At 72.1% G+C, this 16516-nt stretch carries 12 protein-coding genes; 4 read left to right on the top strand and 8 right to left on the bottom strand.

Annotation, left to right across the window (positions count from 1 at the left end):
* Positions 1 to 88: 88 nt before the first annotated feature.
* Complete coding sequence (locus N542_RS24135) at positions 89 to 2458, bottom strand: MMPL family transporter (protein ID WP_036507178.1); 2370 nt, start codon at positions 2456 to 2458, stop codon at positions 89 to 91.
* A 50-nt stretch (positions 2459 to 2508) separates the two neighbouring features.
* Entirely contained in the window at positions 2509 to 3099 is a 591-nt protein-coding gene (locus N542_RS26580; RefSeq protein ID WP_051551561.1) for a TetR/AcrR family transcriptional regulator, read from the bottom strand.
* Between the two features lie 191 nt (positions 3100 to 3290).
* Here N542_RS26580 and N542_RS0109350 point away from each other — a divergent pair, with 191 nt between their 5' ends.
* Positions 3291 to 4664, top strand: coding sequence for an NAD-dependent malic enzyme (locus N542_RS0109350; protein ID WP_028643699.1), 1374 nt, complete (start codon positions 3291 to 3293; stop codon positions 4662 to 4664).
* A 123-nt stretch (positions 4665 to 4787) separates the two neighbouring features.
* Here the strand turns inward: N542_RS0109350 and N542_RS0109345 are convergent, their stop codons facing one another.
* Together N542_RS0109345 and N542_RS24125 are read right to left on the bottom strand one after the other, a co-directional pair.
* Positions 4788 to 5738, bottom strand: a complete 951-nt coding sequence (locus tag N542_RS0109345) for a hypothetical protein (RefSeq protein ID WP_155992950.1) — start codon at positions 5736 to 5738, stop codon at positions 4788 to 4790.
* A gap of 145 nt (positions 5739 to 5883) precedes the next feature.
* The gene (locus N542_RS24125) at positions 5884 to 8049 is read right to left on the bottom strand and encodes an MMPL family transporter (RefSeq protein ID WP_231482580.1); all 2166 of its coding nucleotides are present in this window, start codon (positions 8047 to 8049) and stop codon (positions 5884 to 5886) included.
* Between the two features lie 70 nt (positions 8050 to 8119).
* Here N542_RS24125 and N542_RS27130 point away from each other — a divergent pair, with 70 nt between their 5' ends.
* Positions 8120 to 8644, top strand: coding sequence for a MarR family winged helix-turn-helix transcriptional regulator (locus N542_RS27130; RefSeq protein WP_028643697.1), 525 nt, complete (start codon positions 8120 to 8122; stop codon positions 8642 to 8644).
* Here the strand turns inward: N542_RS27130 and ppgK are convergent.
* On the bottom strand, positions 8620 to 9372 hold the full coding sequence (gene ppgK, locus N542_RS0109330) for a polyphosphate--glucose phosphotransferase (protein ID WP_028643696.1): 753 nt from the start codon (positions 9370 to 9372) through the stop codon (positions 8620 to 8622). The two genes, N542_RS27130 and ppgK, sit on opposite strands and share 25 nt — an antisense overlap.
* 9 nt (positions 9373 to 9381) lie before the next feature.
* Positions 9382 to 10158: an NYN domain-containing protein gene (locus N542_RS24120; RefSeq protein ID WP_051551560.1), complete on the bottom strand. Its 777-nt coding sequence runs from the start codon at positions 10156 to 10158 to the stop codon at positions 9382 to 9384.
* Between the two features lie 170 nt (positions 10159 to 10328).
* Here N542_RS24120 and N542_RS0109320 point away from each other — a divergent pair, with 170 nt between their 5' ends.
* Complete coding sequence (locus N542_RS0109320) at positions 10329 to 11756, top strand: fatty acid desaturase (protein ID WP_028643695.1); 1428 nt, start codon at positions 10329 to 10331, stop codon at positions 11754 to 11756.
* Between the two features lie 5 nt (positions 11757 to 11761).
* The gene (locus tag N542_RS0109315) at positions 11762 to 12331 is read left to right on the top strand and encodes a TetR/AcrR family transcriptional regulator (protein WP_028643694.1); all 570 of its coding nucleotides are present in this window, start codon (positions 11762 to 11764) and stop codon (positions 12329 to 12331) included.
* Positions 12332 to 12353: 22 nt separating this feature from the next.
* Here N542_RS0109315 and N542_RS0109310 read toward each other — a convergent pair whose 3' ends face one another.
* Positions 12354 to 14468, bottom strand: coding sequence for an alpha-galactosidase (locus tag N542_RS0109310; RefSeq protein ID WP_028643693.1), 2115 nt, complete (start codon positions 14466 to 14468; stop codon positions 12354 to 12356).
* Positions 14465 to 16429, bottom strand: a complete 1965-nt coding sequence (locus tag N542_RS0109305) for a beta-galactosidase (RefSeq protein ID WP_197025918.1) — start codon at positions 16427 to 16429, stop codon at positions 14465 to 14467. The genes N542_RS0109310 and N542_RS0109305 overlap by 4 nt, the downstream gene beginning before the upstream one ends.
* Between the last annotated feature and the right edge of the window lie 87 nt (positions 16430 to 16516).

The raw sequence follows: 16516 nt of genomic DNA, 5'->3' as shown, positions 1-16516 counted from the left end.
GTCGACAGCCGCAGTCGGCGGGTGCGCGCGTGACCGTGCCGAGCTGGTCCGGTCCCGGGACCGGACCAGCTCGTCCGTGGTGCTGCGGTCAGACCCGGGCCGAGGCCTCGTCGTCGACCTCGTCCAGCTCGGCCAGGTCGGCCTCGAGCGGGCGACCGACGAGGTGGGCGCGCTGCAGCTTCTCGCCCTCGACGTCGACGTTCGGCAGGATCCGGTCGAGCCACGTCGGCAGCCACCAGGCCTTCTCGCCCAGCAGGTAGAGCAGCGCCGGGATCAGCACCATCCGCACGATGAAGGCGTCGAAGACGACCGCCGCGGCGAGCGCGAAGCCCATCGACTTGGCGATCGCGTCGTCCTGGAGCATGAACGCGGCGAAGACCGCGGTCATGATCGTGGCGGCCGCGGTGACCACGCGGGCGCTGTTGCGGAACCCGTCGACCACGGCCTCGCGGGTCGACATGCCGTGGACGTGGGCCTCGCGCATCCGCGACACCAGGAAGACCTGGTAGTCCATCGCGAGCCCGAACACCACGCCGATCAGGAAGATCGGCATGAAGCTGACGATCGGCTGGCCCTGCATCAGGCCGAAGGTGCCCTCCTGGAAGATCAGCACCGTGGCGCCCAGGGTCGCGAGCACGCTGAACAGGAAGCCGACCGTCGCCGTGAGCGGCACCAGGATCGAGCGGAAGACGATCATCAGCAGCAGGAACGCCAGCCCGATCACGATCGCGAGGTAGATCGGCAGCGCATTGCTGAGCCGCTCCGAGACGTCGGTCTGGATCGCGGTCTGGCCGGTGATCCCGATGTCGGTGCCGGTGGACTCCTGGATGCCGCCCTGACCGTCGCGCAGGGCCTGGAGCAGGTCCTCGGTGGCGGTGTCGTCGGGGCCCGAGGACGGGGTGATCTGCACGAGCGCGCCCGTGGCCGGGGTGGTCACGTTGCCGTCGGCGTCGCGCACGGCGTTGGTGGCGACCACCTGCGCGTTGGCGACGTCGTCCTCACCGGCCGCCCAGGTCGCGACGTCCTGGAACGCGGTGTCCCGGGAGTCGGCGTCATCGATGGCCCGGCCGTCGACGACGGCGAGCAGCGGGCCCTCGCGGCCGGGGCCGAAGGCCTCGGACATCAGGTCTGAGGCCTTGCGCTGCGTCGTGTCGGTCGACGCGGTGCTGTCGGTCGGGAACGCCAGGTGCAGGTCCTTGAGCGGGATCGCGAGGGCGCCGAGGACCACGACAACCAGGAGCGCGAGCGCCACCGGGCGCTTGCCCACGAAGCGGGCCCAGCGCACGCCATTGTTGAGCACCCGGCCGTCCTCGTCACGCTTGGGCTCGTAGCGACGGAAGCCGCCGCCGAAGGCCTTGGACTTGAGCACGCCGAGGATCGCCGGCAGCAGGGTCAGCGCCACGAGGACGGCGATGAGCACCGTCGCCGCGGCCGCGAGGCCCATCGCGGTCAGGAACGGGATGCCGACCACGGAGAGGGCCGAGAGCGCGATGAGCACGGTGAGGCCGGCGAAGACGACGGCCGAGCCCGCCGTACCGACGGCGATGCCGACGGCTTCCTCGCGGTCGTCGGTGTGGTGCAGCTCGTTGCGGTAGCGCGCCAGGATGAAGAGCGTGTAGTCGATGCCGACCGCGAGGCCGATCATCGTCGCGAGGATCGTGGTGCTGGAGCTGACGTCCATGAAGGCCGTCAGGGCGGTGATGCCGGTGAGGCCGACGCCGAGGCCGAAGACGGCGCTCAGGATGGGCAGCCCGGCCGCGACGAACGAGCCGAAGGTGAGCAGCAGCACCATCAGCGCGATGCCGATGCCGATGAGCTCGGAGGCGCCGCCACCGATCTCCTGGGTCTGGGAGCCGGAGCCGTTGGCCTCGACGGTGAGGCCGGCGTCGCGGCCCTGGTCCATGACCTCGGTCAGGTCGTCGATGGTCGTGGCCTTCACGTCAGCCACGGTGTCGACGTCGAAGGTGAAGCTGATCGTGCCGACCCGCTTGTCAGCGGACAGCGGCGAGAGGGCGTCGGCGTTGGCCTGCGCCTCGTCCGGCGGCGTACCGCTCTGCTCGGCGGCGTCGAGGATCTGCTGCGTCTGCGTCTTGGCCGCCTCGACCGGGTTGGCGACCGGCGCGTCCTTGGCCATCTGCGGCAGGTCGCCCAGCCCGGTGACCAGGGTGTCGACGGCCTTCGAGTAGGTCGGCTCCTGGAGGGTGTGACCCTTCGGAGCGGCCACCACGACCGTGACCGAGGCCTCGTCGAGGGCGTCGGCGGAGCCGGGGAAGAGCTCGGACTGGAGGTCCGCCGCCTTCTCCGACGGGATGCCGGGGATCGTGAACGCGTCGCTCATCGGCTTCGAGAAGCCCGCGGCCACGGTGATGACTGCGATGAGCAGCACCAGCCAGCCGGCGATGAAGAACGGCCAGCGCCGGTAGGCGGTCTTGCCGAGGCGGTGAAGCAGGGTGGCCATGGGTGGGCTCCTGGTCTGGGTCGGGGTCTGGGTCGGGGTCGGGGTGGGCGTCAGGCGAAGAGGGAGCGGGCTTCGGTGAGGTAGCGGTCGAACAGCTCGTCGACCGGGCGCTCGCCTCCCTCGAGGAAGGTCGTGAGGGCGGAGTCGAAGAGGGCGCCGATGATGCGGATCGCCAGTCGGGCCCGGTCGATGCCGAAGTCGTCGCCCTCGCGCTCGAGGATCAGCGCCGTGAAGTCGTCGGTGATCTGCTCGAAGCGCTGGTGCGCCGCGGCGAGCACCCGGGCGCTGCTGGAGAGCACCCGCCGGGTGAGGAGCATGGCCTCGCGGTCCGGCTCCTTCGCCGCCAGCAGCGCCTTGGCGAGCGCGCCGAGGTCCTCGATGAGGGATCCGTGCGGTCCGCCGGCCTGGAAGGTGGCGAGCGCCTCCGCCGGCAGCTCGGGGATCGTGCCGAGCACCGCGTCGAGCTTGCTCGGGAAGTAGTTGAACAGCGTGCGGCGCGAGACCTCGGCGGCGTCGGCCAGCTCGTCCATCGTGAAGCCGTCGAGCCCGTGCGCGTCGGTGAGGCGCTGGGCGCACATGGAGATGCGGTGGCTGGTCTCCCACCGCTTCTGCTCACGCAGGCTGATTGCACTCTCGGTCATTAAGTGCATTCTTGCACTATCGGAGACGAAGTGCAAAAATGTGGCGGTCGTCACACCGGCGGTCGGGTGGTCCGCCGGTGTGCGCCGCAGTGCTCGTCGCGGTGTTTGTCGCAGGGCTCGTCGCACGGGTGATGCCTGGGATCGGCGGCGCCGACTTGCCGGTAACCGCGAGGCGGGAGGAAGGTCGGGGCATGGCCGCCACCCCCTCGTCGTACTCGATCACCATGCGTCTGCACACCGCGCCCGACCACGGCATCGTGGGGGCGGTCGCGACGGCGATCGCGCACGCCGGTGGCATCGTCACCGCGATCGACGTCGCGGAGTCGAGCCACGAGCGTCTCGTGGTCGACGTGACCTGCTCGGCCAGCGACGCCGACCACGCCACGGTGGTCGAGGCCGCCGTCGACGCGGTGGACGGCGTGAAGGTCTACAAGACCAGCGACCGCACGTTCCTGCTCCACCTCGGCGGCAAGATCGAGGTCGCGTCGAAGGTCCCGCTCCGCAACCGCGACGACCTGTCGATGGCGTACACGCCCGGCGTCGGCCGGGTCAGCATGGCGATCGCCGAGCACCCCGAGGACGTGTGGCGCCTGACGACCAAGGGCAACACGGTGGCCGTCGTGACCGACGGCTCGGCGGTGCTCGGGCTGGGCAACATCGGCCCGGGTGCGGCGATGCCGGTGATGGAGGGCAAGGCGGCGCTCTTCAAGCGGTTCGCCAACATCGACGCCTGGCCGATCTGCCTGGACACCCAGGACACCGACGAGATCGTGCGGGCGGTCGAGCTGATCGCGCCGGGCTTCGGCGGCATCAACCTCGAGGACATCGCCGCGCCGCGCTGCTTCGAGATCGAGCGCCGGCTGCGGGCCTCGCTCGACATCCCGGTCTTCCACGACGACCAGCACGGCACCGCCATCGTCGTCCTGGCGGCTCTGACCAACGCGCTGCGGGTGGTCAAGAAGGAGCTCTCCGCCGTGCGCGTCGTCGTGTCGGGCGGCGGTGCCGCCGGCACCGCGATCGTGACCCTCCTGCTGGCCGCCGGGGTCACCGACGTCGTGGTCGTCGACCGCGCCGGGGCGCTCTCGGCCGACGACGACACCCTCTCGCCGGTGCACGTCGAGCTGGCGGCGGCCACGAACCCGCGCCGCGTGACCGGTGACCTGCACACCGTCCTCTCCGGCGCCGACGTCTTCATCGGCGTCAGCGCCCCGGGCGTGCTCAAGCCGGAGTGGATCCAGGACATGGCGCCGGACGCCGTCGTCTTCGCGCTGGCCAACCCCGACCCGGAGGTCGACCCGGCCGAGGCGGACAAGTACGCCGCGGTCGTCGCGAGCGGCCGCTCGGACTACCCCAACCAGATCAACAACGTGCTGGCCTTCCCCGGGGTCTTCCGCGGCCTCCTCGACGCGCGCGCCTCGCAGGTGAGCATCGACATGCTGCTGCGTGCGGCCGACGCGATCGCCCACGTGGTCAAGGACGACGAGCTCAACCCGAACTTCATCATCCCCTCGGTCTTCCACCCCGACGTGCCGAAGGCGGTCGCTGCCGCGGTCCGCGGCAGCTGACGGTCTCGTTCGGGGCTTCGGCGGTTTCACCGGTGCACCGGTGAAACCGTCACTTCTCGGCCGATGCAACGCCTGAGAAGTGACGGTCCTGCCCGAGAAGTCGTTGGGTCAGCCGTCGGTCGGTCAGCTCCGGAAGAGCTCGGCGCGCAGAAGAGCCGCGGTCAGCGCCGGCCTCCCGAGGTCGGACCAGTCGAGCCGGACGCACCGCCAGCCGGTCAGGTCGCAGATGAGGCGCTCGCGCTTCTTCTCGGCAATGACCACGTCAGAGGCGCGCTGCCCCGGCCTCAGGAGCTTCTCGTACTTCACCCTGCCGTCGAACTCCAGGAAGACGCCGAGGTCCGGCCACGCGAAGTCGACCCGGTGGATGACGCGACCAGCGCCGTCGCGGATCTCGTATTGAGGGCTCGGTGGGGGCAGGCCGGCGCTGAGGACGAGGTGCAGGGTCCGGCTCTCTCCCACCGTCTCGACGCGAGCATCCGCGCGATGGAGCACCAAGCCGGTGCGCAGCGAGTTCGGCCAGTGCTCCATGACGGCGTACCGGTCCAGCAGCTCCTCCTTCGTCGTCATGCCGCAGTGCAGGAAGTGGTTGACGACGACGAGGCCGGCCTCGGCAGAGCTGACCGTGGTCACCTCGAGCGCGAGGCGGGTCGGCGTCATCACCAGCATCCCGTGCCGCTCGACGACGTCCCCGTCGCTCAGCCGGCCGCAATGCTGACGTACGCCGGCCTCGTGCCGGCCGGCACTCCCGTCGGAACGCGTGAGGTGGACGTCGGTGAGGTCGAGGCCCCAGGTCGGTGCGTCGTACTCCGGCACACCGGACACGTGCGACAGCACCACCCCGGTCCGGGCCTGGTGGTAGGCGGCACGCGCCCTCAGCCCGTGGCGGCCTCCGGCGTCGAGGTGGTCGTGGTTGCTCCGGTCGACGTACGCCCCGTGGCGAACCCGGACGAGGACGCCCTCCGCGACCAGCTGCCTGATCGTCCGGTCGTTGTGACCGTTGGCGAGCAGTGTCTTGCGCAGGTAGACCGGAGCATTGCGCGGGTCGTCGGCCGCCCGCTCGGCGGGGATCATCATGCTGGGGCCCTGCCCGCGGTCCCTGTGGACGAAGCCGACGACCTCGCCGCCTGTGGACAACCGGGATGGCGTCGTACGCCGACCCGTCACTCCCCGGGCAGAACCGTCACTTCCCGGGCGATGCATTGCCCGAGAAGTGACGGATTCACCGGTGCACCGGTGAAACCGACCGGGTCCGCGCCCCCACCCCCACCTGCCGGGGCCACCAGAACCGGTCGCCGAGGCGGAGCGCGAGCGCCGGGACCAGGACGGTGCGCACCACCAGGGTGTCGAGCAGGACGCCGACGCAGATGACCGTGCCGATCTGGGCGAGGACGACCAGCGGCAGCACGCCGAGCACGGCGAAGACCGCGGCCAGCAGGATGCCGGCGCTGGTGATGACGCCGCCGGTCGCGGTGAGCGCGCGCAGCATGCCCTCGTGGTGGCCGTGCGCGAGCGCCTCCTCCCGGGCCCGGGTGACCAGGAAGATGTTGTAGTCGACACCGAGCGCCACCAGGAACAGGAACGAGAAGAGCGGCACGCTGACGTCGATCGCCTCGAAGCCGAGCAGCTGGGTGAAGATCCACCAGGACGCGCCGAGGGCCGCGGCGAAGGTCGCCAGCACCGTCCCGACGAGCAGCAGCGGCGCGACGACCGAGCGGAGCAGGAGCCCCAGCGCGCCGAGCACCAGCAGGAGGATCAGGGGGAGGATCACCAGCCGGTCGCGCTGCGACGCGGACCGCTCGTCCATCGACTCCGCCTCCGAACCCCCGACGTGCGTGTCGTCGTACGCCGCCAGCCGGTCGCGCAGCGTGTCGACCGCCTGCTGCGCCTCGGCGCTGCCCGGCTCGCCCGAGAGGATGACGTCGATCTCGGCGATCCCGCCCCCGCGGGCTCCCGGCATCGCCGACTCCACCCCCGGCGTGTCCTCGACCGTGCGCAGCACCCGGGCCGGGTCGGCACGGGTGAGGACCTGGGTCGGGTTCGTGGTGCCGGCCGGGAAGGACTCGCCGAGACGGTCCGCCGCGGCGATCGCCTCGGGCTTGTCGAGGAACTGGTCGGAGTCGTCGAGCCCGACCTCGATCTGGGTGGTGCCGGCGGCCAGGAGGGCCAGCAGCAGCAGCGCGCCGGTGATGAATGCCGCCGGCCGGGCCGCCACGCGGTCGCCGACCCGACGCCACAGGCCGTGCCCGTCGACCAGGGCCACGTCGCCCACGTGCGGCACCCGCGGCCAGAAGACCCAGCGGCCGAAGAGCACCAGGAACGCCGGCAGCACGAGCAGCGCGAACGTCGCGGCGACCACGATGCCGATCGCGCACGCCAGCCCGAGCCCGCGGGTCGTGGGGATCAGCGACAGCAGCAGCGTGAGCAGGGCGAGGAAGACGGTCGTGGCGCTGGACAGCACCGCCTCGGCCGTACGCCGCAGCGCGTGCGCCATCGCCACGTTGCGCGACTCCTCGCTCTTGAGCTCGTCGCGGTAGCGCGAGATGAGCAGCAGGGCGTAGTCGGTGCCGGCGCCGAAGACGAGGACCGAGAGGATGCCCGTCGTCGAGGCGTCCCACGCGACGTCGAGGACCCCCATGATCTGGGTCGCGACCACGGTGGCGAGGCGGTCCGCGACGGCGACCACCGTCAGCGGGATCAGCCACAGAATGGGACTGCGGTAGGTGAGGAGCAGGAGCAGGGCGACCACGCCGGCGGTGGCCAGCAGGAGCCGCACGTCCGCGCCGTCGAAGACCGCGGAGAGGTCCGCCTTGACCGCGGCCGGGCCGGTGACCTGCGCGGTCACGCCGTCGGGCGCCCCCGCCGATGCCCGCTCGCGGAGGTCGGTGACGGCGTCGGCGACCGCCGCGTCGTCGCTCGCGCGGACCGGGACCACCACGATGGCCGCCGTACCGTCCTCGGCCGGGACCAGCGCCGGCCCGTCCCCGTCGCCGAGCTCGGAGCCCTGGGCCTCGAGCTCGGAGAGCTGGCGTGCCGAGAGCTCGCCCCGGTCGGCGGTGTAGAGCACGATCGCCACCGACGAGCTCTCGGCCGGCAGCCGGTCGCGCAGCTCGGTGGCCAGCGTGCTGTCGGCACCGCGCGGCAGGCCGTCGGTCGGGCCCTGCTCGTGCGTGCCCTCGCCGAGGACGCCGATGGCGAGCCCGGCGAGCACGAAGGCGACCAGGGTGACCGCCCACGCCGTACGCCGTCCGGTGACCAGCCCGACCAGGCGCGACGGGCGTGCAGTGCCGTCCGGGCTGCCAGGATCGCCAGGATCTCCAGGACTGCGGGTGCCGTCGGGGCCGGTCGCGTCGGGCGGGCTGGAAGGATGGACACGGTCACGCGACACGGCGGTTCACTCCCGGGGGACGTGGGGGATATACTTCATCAAATTAGCAACTAAGCAGGTGAGATACCAAGTGACCCCAGCCGACGGGGAGGTACCCGCACCCGGTCCCGCCACCGAGTACGCCGAGCGCTTCGTGCAGACGCCGTCGCTGCAGGCGCTGCGCGCCGTCATCGAGGCCGGCAGCAAGGTCCGCCGGGTCGTCGCGCGCCGCGCCGGGCTCGGCGAGTCCGAGCTCGCTGCGCTGCAGCACCTGATCCTCGGGGCCCGCGGGCCCGGGGAGGTCGCTCGCCTGCTCGAGGTCAGCACGGCCGCCTCGACCGGCATCGTCGACCGGCTGGTCGCCCACGGGCACGTCGAGCGGCGTCCGCACCCCGAGGACCGGCGGCGCACCGACGTCCACGTCACCGACTCCGGGCGCGAGGAGGTCCTCGGGCTGCTGCTGCCGATGTTCGTCGAGCTGGCGCGGCTGGACGCGGAGTTCGACGAGGACGAGCGCGCCGTGGTGGCGCGCTACCTGACGCGCACGCTCCAGGCGTTCGACGTGGTCGTCGACCAGGAGGGGCTGGTCGCTCAGCCGCCGCCTTCGCTGGCGTAGAGCGCGGCTCCGACGACGCCGGCCTTGTTGCGCAGCTGGGCGGGGATGATCTCGGTGCTGATGTCGAGCAGCGGCAGGAAGCTGTCGGCCTCCTTGCTCACCCCGCCGCCGACCACGAAGAGGTCGGGGGAGAAGAGCTTCTCGAGCGTGCGGTAGTACTTCGTGAGCCGCTTGGCCCAGTGCTCCCACGAGAGGTCCTCGCGGGTGCGGGCGCTGTTGGCCGCCCGCGACTCGGCGTCGTGGCCGTCGATCTCGAGGTGGCCGAGCTCGGAGTTCGGCACCAGGATGCCGTCGCTCACGAGCGCAGACCCGATGCCGGTGCCCAGCGTGGTCACGATGACGACGCCGGAGCGGCCCTTCGCGGCGCCGTACCGCACCTCGGCCAGCCCGGCCGCGTCGGCGTCGTTGACGACGTGCACGTCGCGCCCGGTGGCCCGGGTGAAGAGCGCGTCGGCGTCGGTGCCGATCCAGGCCTTGTCGATGTTGGCCGCCGAGTGGACCACGCCGTGGCGTACGACGCCGGGCACGGTCACGCCGACGGCCCCGGTGCAGTCGGGGAACTTGGCGAGAAGGTCGACGAAGATCTCCGCGATCGCCTCGGGCGTGGACCTCTCCGGGGTCCGGATCCGCTCCCGCTCGGCGGCGAAGTCGCCGGTGTCGAGGTCTACCGGGGCGCCCTTGATGCCGGTGCCGCCGAAGTCGATGCCGAAGGGCTGTGCGCTGGACATGGGACCAACCTACGGCTTGGCGGCCGTGGTCTTCTTGGCGGCGGTCCGCTTGCGGGGCGCTCGCTTCGGCGTGACCCGCACGCGCGGCTGCCCGCCGTCGGGGTGGTCGAGGTCGAGGTAGTCCTGCTTGCCGACCAGCACGCTGAGGCGCGAGTAGCCGTAGTGCCGCGGGTCGAAGGACGCGTGCGCCTTGCCCAGGTAGGTGCCGACCGCGCCGAGGGGCGACCAGCCGTCCTCCTGGGCGGTGCTGCGCACGGCGGCCTCGAGGATCGTGCGCAGGTCCGGCAGCGAGTCGCCCTCGGCGTCCGCGTCCTGGCTCGGGGGCACGTCCTCGGCGTCGTCCTGGTCGCGCAGCACCTCCAGGAAGATGAACTTGTCGCACGCGGCCTGCAGGGAGGCGGGGGTCTTGCGCTGCCCGAGCCCGTAGACGGTCTTGCCGGACTCGCGCAGCCGGGTCGCGAGGCGGGTGAAGTCGCTGTCGCTGGACACGAGGGCGAAGGCGTCGAGGTTGGCCGAGTAGAGCAGGTCCATCGCGTCGATGATCAGCGCCGAGTCCGTGGAGTTCTTGCCGACGGTGTTGGCGAACTGCTGGATCGGCTGGATCGCGTGCCGCGCCAGCTCGGACTTCCAGCCGGTGAGCTGCTGGGTGGTCCAGTCGCCGTACGCCCGCTTGACCGTCGGGATCCCGTAGCGCGCGAGCTCGGCGAGCAGGGCGGAGGAGTGGGAGGAGGAGACGTTGTCGGCGTCGATCAGGACGGCGAGGCGGACGGTCGGGGACTCGGTCACGCCCCACTCCTACCACTGTCGTCACCGAGATGCCGCGCCGGCGTCGGCGCGCCGGTGCTCCCTGCCGGGCCGGACGGACCGCTCCAGCCGAACTTTACATTCGGATCGGTCTTGTCAAACTGATTGACATTTCCTAGGGTTCTGTCAACCACCGACAGGAGGCACCTCGGATGTCTGCGATCGCCAACAGCACCGTCTCGGCCGGCTCGACCGACGGCTGGCGGGACCGGAAGCGCTACCTCTGGCTGATCGGGCTCGTCGTCCCCTCGCTGGCGTTCATCGGCTACGGCCTGTGGGCGCTGACCGGCTGGGGCGTCTGGTTCTGGATCGGCCCGATCGTGATCCTGGTCGTCGTGCCGGCGATCGACCTGGTCGCCGGGCTCGACCGGTCCAACCCGCCCGACGACGTGATCGAGGCGCTCGAGCAGGACCGCTACTACCGATGGATCACCTACCTCTTCCTGCCCATCCAGTACGTCGGCTTCGTCGGCAGCATGTGGCTGGTCGCCGGCGGAGCGGACCTCGCGGTGGTCGACAAGGTCGGCCTCGCGGTGTCGATCGGCTGCATCGGCGGCATCGGCATCAACACCGCGCACGAGCTCGGCCACAAGCGCGAGGAGAACGAGCGCTGGCTCTCCAAGATCGCCCTGGCGCAGAGCTTCTACGGCCACTTCTACATCGAGCACAACCGCGGGCACCACGTGCGGGTGGCGACCCCCGAGGACCCGGCGAGCTCGCGGGTGGGTGAGAGCTTCTACCAGTTCTGGCCGCGCACGGTGGTGGGCTCGGTGCGGTCGGCCTGGCGCCTGGAGAGGCGCCGCTACGCCCGCAGGAAGCAGCACCCCTTCCGGCTCGGCAACGACGTCCTGAACGCCTGGCTGATGTCGCTCGTGCTGTGGGGCGCGCTGGTCGCGTGGCTGGGGATCGGGATCCTGCCGTACCTCGTGATCCAGGCGGTGGTGGGCTTCTCGCTGCTCGAGGTCGTGAACTACATGGAGCACTACGGGATGCTGCGCCAGAAGGTCGGCGTCGGCGAGCGGCAGCGCTACGAGCGGGTCGACCCGTCGCACTCGTGGAACTCCAACAACATCGCGACCAACGTGCTGCTCTACCACCTGCAGCGCCACAGCGACCACCACGCGAACCCGACGCGGCGCTACCAGTCGCTGCGCGACTTCGAGGAGTCGCCGGTGCTGCCGACCGGGTACGCCGGGATGATCGTGCTCGCCGCCGTCCCGGCGGTGTGGCGGCGGGTGATGGACCCGCGCGTCCTGGCGCACTTCGACGGGGACCTGTCGCGGGCCAACCTCTCGCCGCGCAAGCGGGACCGGATCCTCGCGACGTACCCGCCCGCCCCGACCCCGGTCGCCGGCGGGTCCGACGCGCGCTCCGCTCGCACCTCGAGCACCGGGCCGGTCGAGGTGCTCGCGGCGCGCTGCCCCGGCTGCGACTACACCTACCGGGTCGAGCAGGGCGACGAGCACGAGGGCTTCGCGGCCGGTACGGCGTGGGCGGACGTGCCCGACTCCTGGTGCTGCCCGGACTGCGGCGTCCGCGACAAGGTCGACTTCGTGCCGCTCCCGGAGGTCGTAGCCTGAGCACCATGACCGCGGCCCCGACGACTCGCGAGCGGATCGTCGACGCCGCGGTCGCGATGACGACCGAGGCGGGCTGGTCGGGGGTCACCATGGGCTCGCTGGCCGAGCGCGTCGGCGTCAGCCGGCAGACGGTCTACAACGAGGTCGGCTCCAAGACGGGCCTCGCGGAGGCGGTCATCCTGCGCGAGCTGACCCGCTTCCTCGCCGTGGTGTCGACGGCCTTCGACCAGCACCCCGACGACCTGGTGGGCGCGATCCGCGCGGCGACGTACGGCGTCCTCGAGCTGGCCGAGGACAACCACCTGCTGCACGCCGTGGTCTCCGCGACCCACGGCGCCGACACCGAGCTGCTCCCGCTGCTCACGACGCACTCGCACTCGCTGCTGGCGGTGGCCAAGCAGGTGGTCACGGACCGGGTCACGCCGTACGACCTGGGCCTGGACGGCCCGCACCTCGACATCGCCATCGACGTGGTCGTGCGGGTGGTGCTCAGCCACGTCATGCAGCCGACCGGTCCGCCCGCCGAGACCGCCGACGGGATCGCCTGGCTCGCGGGTCGGGCGCTGCGCGGCTAGCGGTCGCTCCCGGTCGCTCGGCCTACTCCGCCGACACCCGGATCAGGACCGACTCGTCCACCTGCAGCAGCGGGGTCTGGAGGCCCACGGTGCCGAGGACCCGCCCGGTGAGGCGGACGCCGTCGCCGGCCCACCCCACCCGCCCGACGTCCCGGCCGTTGACCGCGGCGTCCCCGGGAGCCTGCGCGCGCACGACGTACGTCGTGTCCGGGTCGAGCCCGGGCAGCGCCACGACCCCGGGGGGCCAGGTGGCGCTGTGGTCGAGCGCGGAGAGCCGGAAGAGCGCGTCGCGGCGGTCGGCGGCCACGACCCCGTCCAGCTGCAGGGCCGGGTTCGCGAGGTCGGCCCGGACGACGTCGCCGTGGTGCAGCAGGCCCCGCACCTCCTGGTAGAACGCGACCCAGAGGGCCAGACGGGCCAGCTCCTCGGCCGAGACGGAGGTGAGGTCCCACTCCACGCCGAAGTGCCCCCAGATCGCCGTGGCGGCGCGGAAGTCGAGGGTGTGGGCGCGCCGGGTCGTCAGGTCGACGGTGGCGCCGACGTGCGTGCCCATCACCTCCGGCGGCAGCAGCACGCCGGTCCAGCGCACCATCCGGTGCCGCTCGTGCGCGTCGATGCAGTCCGACACCCAGACCCGGTCGGCGCGGTCGAGGACGCCGAGGTCGAGCCGGGCGCCACCGGCGCTGCACGACTCGATCTCCAGGCCCGGGTGTCGGAGCCTCAGCTCGTCCATCAGCCGGTAGACCGCCGCGGTCTGCGCGCGCACGCCGGCGCGACCGGTCGGGGTGTGGCCGGCGTCGACGAGGGGTCGGTTGTGGTCCCACTTGAGGTAGGCGATGCGGTACTCCGACACCAGCGCCGAGATCCGCGCCAGCAGGTGGTCGAAGACCTCCGGGTGGCCGAGGTCGAGCACCTGCTGCTGCCGCGAGTCCGGGCCCGGCCCGTGCTCCGTCTGCAGCAGCCACTCCGGGTGGGCGCGCGCGAGGTCGGAGTCGCGGTTGACCATCTCGGGCTCGAACCACAGCCCGAAGTCCATGCCGAGCCCGTGCACGTGGTCGACCAGCGGGTGCAGCCCGTCGGGCCAGCGGACCTCGTCGACGTACCAGTCGCCCAGCCCGGCCCGGTCCGCCGTCCGCGCGCGGAACCAGCCGTCGTCGAGGACGAACCGCTCGATCCCGACCGCCGCCGCCTGGTCCGCGAGCGCGAGCAGCTTGTCGTGGTCGTGGTCGAAGTGCACGGCCTCCCAGGTGTTCAGCAGGGCCTTGCGGGGCGTGCGCGGGTGCTGCGGGCGCCGCCGCAGGTGGCGGTGCACGCGCCCGGAGAGCTCGTCGAGGCCCTCCCCCCAGGAGCCGAGCAGGTACGGCGACCAGTACTCCTCGTCCCGCTCGAGACGCACCTCGCCCGGCAGCAGCAGCTCGCCGCCGCGCAGCAGCCGCCAGCCCGTGAAGGAGCGCTCGGCGCTCAGCGACTGGTTGCCGCTGTGGGCCAGGTGGACGCCCCACACGCGTCCGGACCGGAAGCCGAAGCCCGGTCGGCCGGCGCACATCAGCGTGGCCGACTCGTGCCCGGGCCGGCCGCCCCACGCCTCGCGCACCCAGTGCCCGACGTCGAAGGGCCGGCGCTGCGGCACCCGCTCGTGGTTGTGGCGACCGGTCAGGTCGAGCAGCTCGGCGGCCTCGTCGGGCACCGGCAGGGTCGGCTCGAGCCGGTCGACGCCGTACGCCGTCGCGCCCCGGTTGCGGACGCCGGCGCGCACCCGCACGAGCCCGTCCACGGTGAGCTCCAGCTCGACCGACACGTCGAGCGCGTTCTCGGGGTCGTGGCCGACGCTGCGGACGGCACCGTCGGTGACCGCGTGCGCGACGGTGGCGAAGGTCGTCGACCACGCCTGCCCGTCCCGGCTGCCGAGCAGACCGGGGCGACCGAGCCACCCGGCGGAGTGCTGCGGCACCACGGAGACCGACGGCGGCATCATCACGACCGAGTCGACGTACGGCGTCGCGATCGCCGCCAGCAGGTCGTCCAGGGGGCCGTCACCGAGGTCGGGGCCCCAGTGCAGCACCACCGGCAGCCGGTCGTCGTCAAGCCGCAGCACGACGCTGGTGCCGCCGCGGCGCAGGTGGACCAGGTCGCTCATCGACGGACCACCGCTACCCCGCCGGCCGGCACCCGACCGCCGAAGGCCTCGTCGCGCACCAGGTCGTGACCGGCCACGTCCACCACCGCCTCGGTGTCGGTGTGGTTGACCACGAAGACCCAGCGACGCTCGCCGTCGGTCCGCTCGGTGAGCTCGAGCCCCGGGCGCCCCGGGGCGATCGGCCGGACCCCGGCCTCCTCGACGAGCCGGGCCACCAGCGCCGCCAGCGAGGGCCGGTCGAGGCGGGTCGCGGCATACCAGCCGACCCCCTCGCCGTGCTGGTGGCGCGTGATCGCGGGCACGCCCGGGAGCGGCCCGTCGACGTACGACGCCTCGGCGGTCGCGCCCGCGAGGTGCAGCAGCTCGGTCCAGACGTCGCCGGCGGAGCCGTCGCTGAGGGCGACCCGGTCTCCGGAGCGCAACGGGTAGAACTCCTCGACCCGGATGCCGAGCAGGTCGCGGAAGGCGCCGGGGTAGCCACCGAGCCGCACGTGGTCGTGCTCGTCGACGATCCCGCTGAAGTAGGTGACCAGCGCGGTAGCGCCGGCGCTGACGGCGGCCTCGATCCGCGCGGCCGAGGCGTCGGTGAGCGAATAGAGCGTCGGCACGACCAGCAGGCGGTAGTGCCCGAGATCGGTGTCGGGGTGGACGACGTCGACCCCGATGCCGAGGTCGGTCAGCGCGGCGTGCACGGCGTGCGCCCGGTCGAGGTAGGTGACGTCGGTGCTCGGGTGCGAGTCGAGCTCGCAGGCCCACCACGCCTGGTAGTCGACGAGGATCGCCACGTCGTTGTCGGTGCGGGAGCCGACCACCTCGTCGAGCCGGTCCAGGGTCCGGCTGAGCTCGACGGTCTCGCGCCAGACCCGGGTGTCGGTGCCGGCGTGCGGCACCAGGGCGGAGTGGAACTTCTCCGAGCCCGCCTGGGACGCGCGCCACTGGAAGAAGAGGATGCCGTCCGCGCCGCGGGCGACGTGCTGCAGGCTGTTGCGCAGCAGCTCGCCGGGCTGCTTCGCCACGTTGCGGGGCTGCCAGTTCACCGCGCTGGTCGACTGCTCCATCAGCAGCCATGGCCCGCCGCCGGCGAGCCCGCGGGTCTGGTCGGCGCAGTAGGCCAGCTCCCGGTAGCCCTCCGGGTCCGCCGCCGTCACGTAGAAGTCGTTGGAGATGACGTCCATCTCGGACGCCCACCGGTGGTAGTCGAGCTCGCGGATGTGGCTGGTGACCATGAAGTTCGTGGTGACGGGGACGCCGGGGGAGACCTCGTGCAGCACGTCGCGCTCGGCGATGAAGTTGGCCAGGTGCTGGTCGGAGGAGAAGCGCCGGAAGTCCAGCTGCTGCGTCGGGTTGGCCGTGGCCGTCACGGTCCGCGGCGGCACGACCTCGTCGAAGGAGCCGTAGCGCTGGGACCAGAAGGCGGTGCCCCAGGCCCGGTTGAGCTCGGCGACGTCGCCGTACCTCTCGGCCAGCCAGAGGCGGAAGGCCGCCGCGCTCACGTCGCAGTAGCACAGCGGGTTGTGGCACCCGAGCTCGTTGCCGACGTGCCACAGCCGGAGGGCCGGGTGGGCGCCGTACCGCTCCGCGAGCGTGCGGCACAGGCGTACGGCGTGCTCGCGGTAGACCGGCGAGCTCGGGCAGAAGGCCTGCCGCCCGCCGGGCCACAACCGGGTCCCGTCGGCGGTCGCCGGCAGCGTCTCCGGATGGCGGTGGGCGAGCCAGGGCGGCGGCGACGCGGTCGCGGTCGCGAGGTCCACGCCGATGCCGGCCGCACCGAGCCGGTCGAGCACCCGGTCGAGCCACTCGAGCTCGTAGCGCCCGGGCTCCGGCTCGAGCAGCGCCCAGGAGAAGACCCCGACCGTGACCAGGTCGACGCCGGCCTCCAGCATCAGGCGGACGTCCTCGTCCTGGACCTCCTCGGGCCACTGCTCCGGGTTGTAGTCACCGCCGAACGCGATTGCTGGCACGCCGTTCACACCGTCCTTCTCGACGCCGGGGTTGACATGTGACCGTGGTCACGCCGACTATTCGTCTCATTATAAGAAAGTGTTGTC

Origin of the sequence: Nocardioides sp. URHA0020, assembly GCF_000620705.1 — a bacterium.
Lineage (GTDB): Bacteria > Actinomycetota > Actinomycetes > Propionibacteriales > Nocardioidaceae > Nocardioides.
Note: the sequence above shows the minus strand (reverse complement) of the source record. Positions and strands in the feature narration are given on the sequence as shown.

What these genes read in the sequence shown, in the direction of transcription:
- N542_RS24135 (WP_036507178.1), bottom strand. Translation starts at nt 2,458, where the DNA reads ATGGCCACCCTGCTTCACCGCCTCGGCAAGACCGCCTACCGGCGCTGG.
- N542_RS26580 (WP_051551561.1), bottom strand. Translation starts at nt 3,099, where the DNA reads ATGACCGAGAGTGCAATCAGCCTGCGTGAGCAGAAGCGGTGGGAGACC.
- N542_RS0109350 (WP_028643699.1), top strand. Translation starts at nt 3,291, where the DNA reads ATGGCCGCCACCCCCTCGTCGTACTCGATCACCATGCGTCTGCACACC.
- N542_RS0109345 (WP_155992950.1), bottom strand. Translation starts at nt 5,738, where the DNA reads ATGATGATCCCCGCCGAGCGGGCGGCCGACGACCCGCGCAATGCTCCG.
- ppgK (WP_028643696.1), bottom strand. Translation starts at nt 9,372, where the DNA reads ATGTCCAGCGCACAGCCCTTCGGCATCGACTTCGGCGGCACCGGCATC.
- N542_RS0109320 (WP_028643695.1), top strand. Translation starts at nt 10,329, where the DNA reads ATGTCTGCGATCGCCAACAGCACCGTCTCGGCCGGCTCGACCGACGGC.
- N542_RS0109315 (WP_028643694.1), top strand. Translation starts at nt 11,762, where the DNA reads ATGACCGCGGCCCCGACGACTCGCGAGCGGATCGTCGACGCCGCGGTC.
- N542_RS0109310 (WP_028643693.1), bottom strand. Translation starts at nt 14,468, where the DNA reads ATGAGCGACCTGGTCCACCTGCGCCGCGGCGGCACCAGCGTCGTGCTG.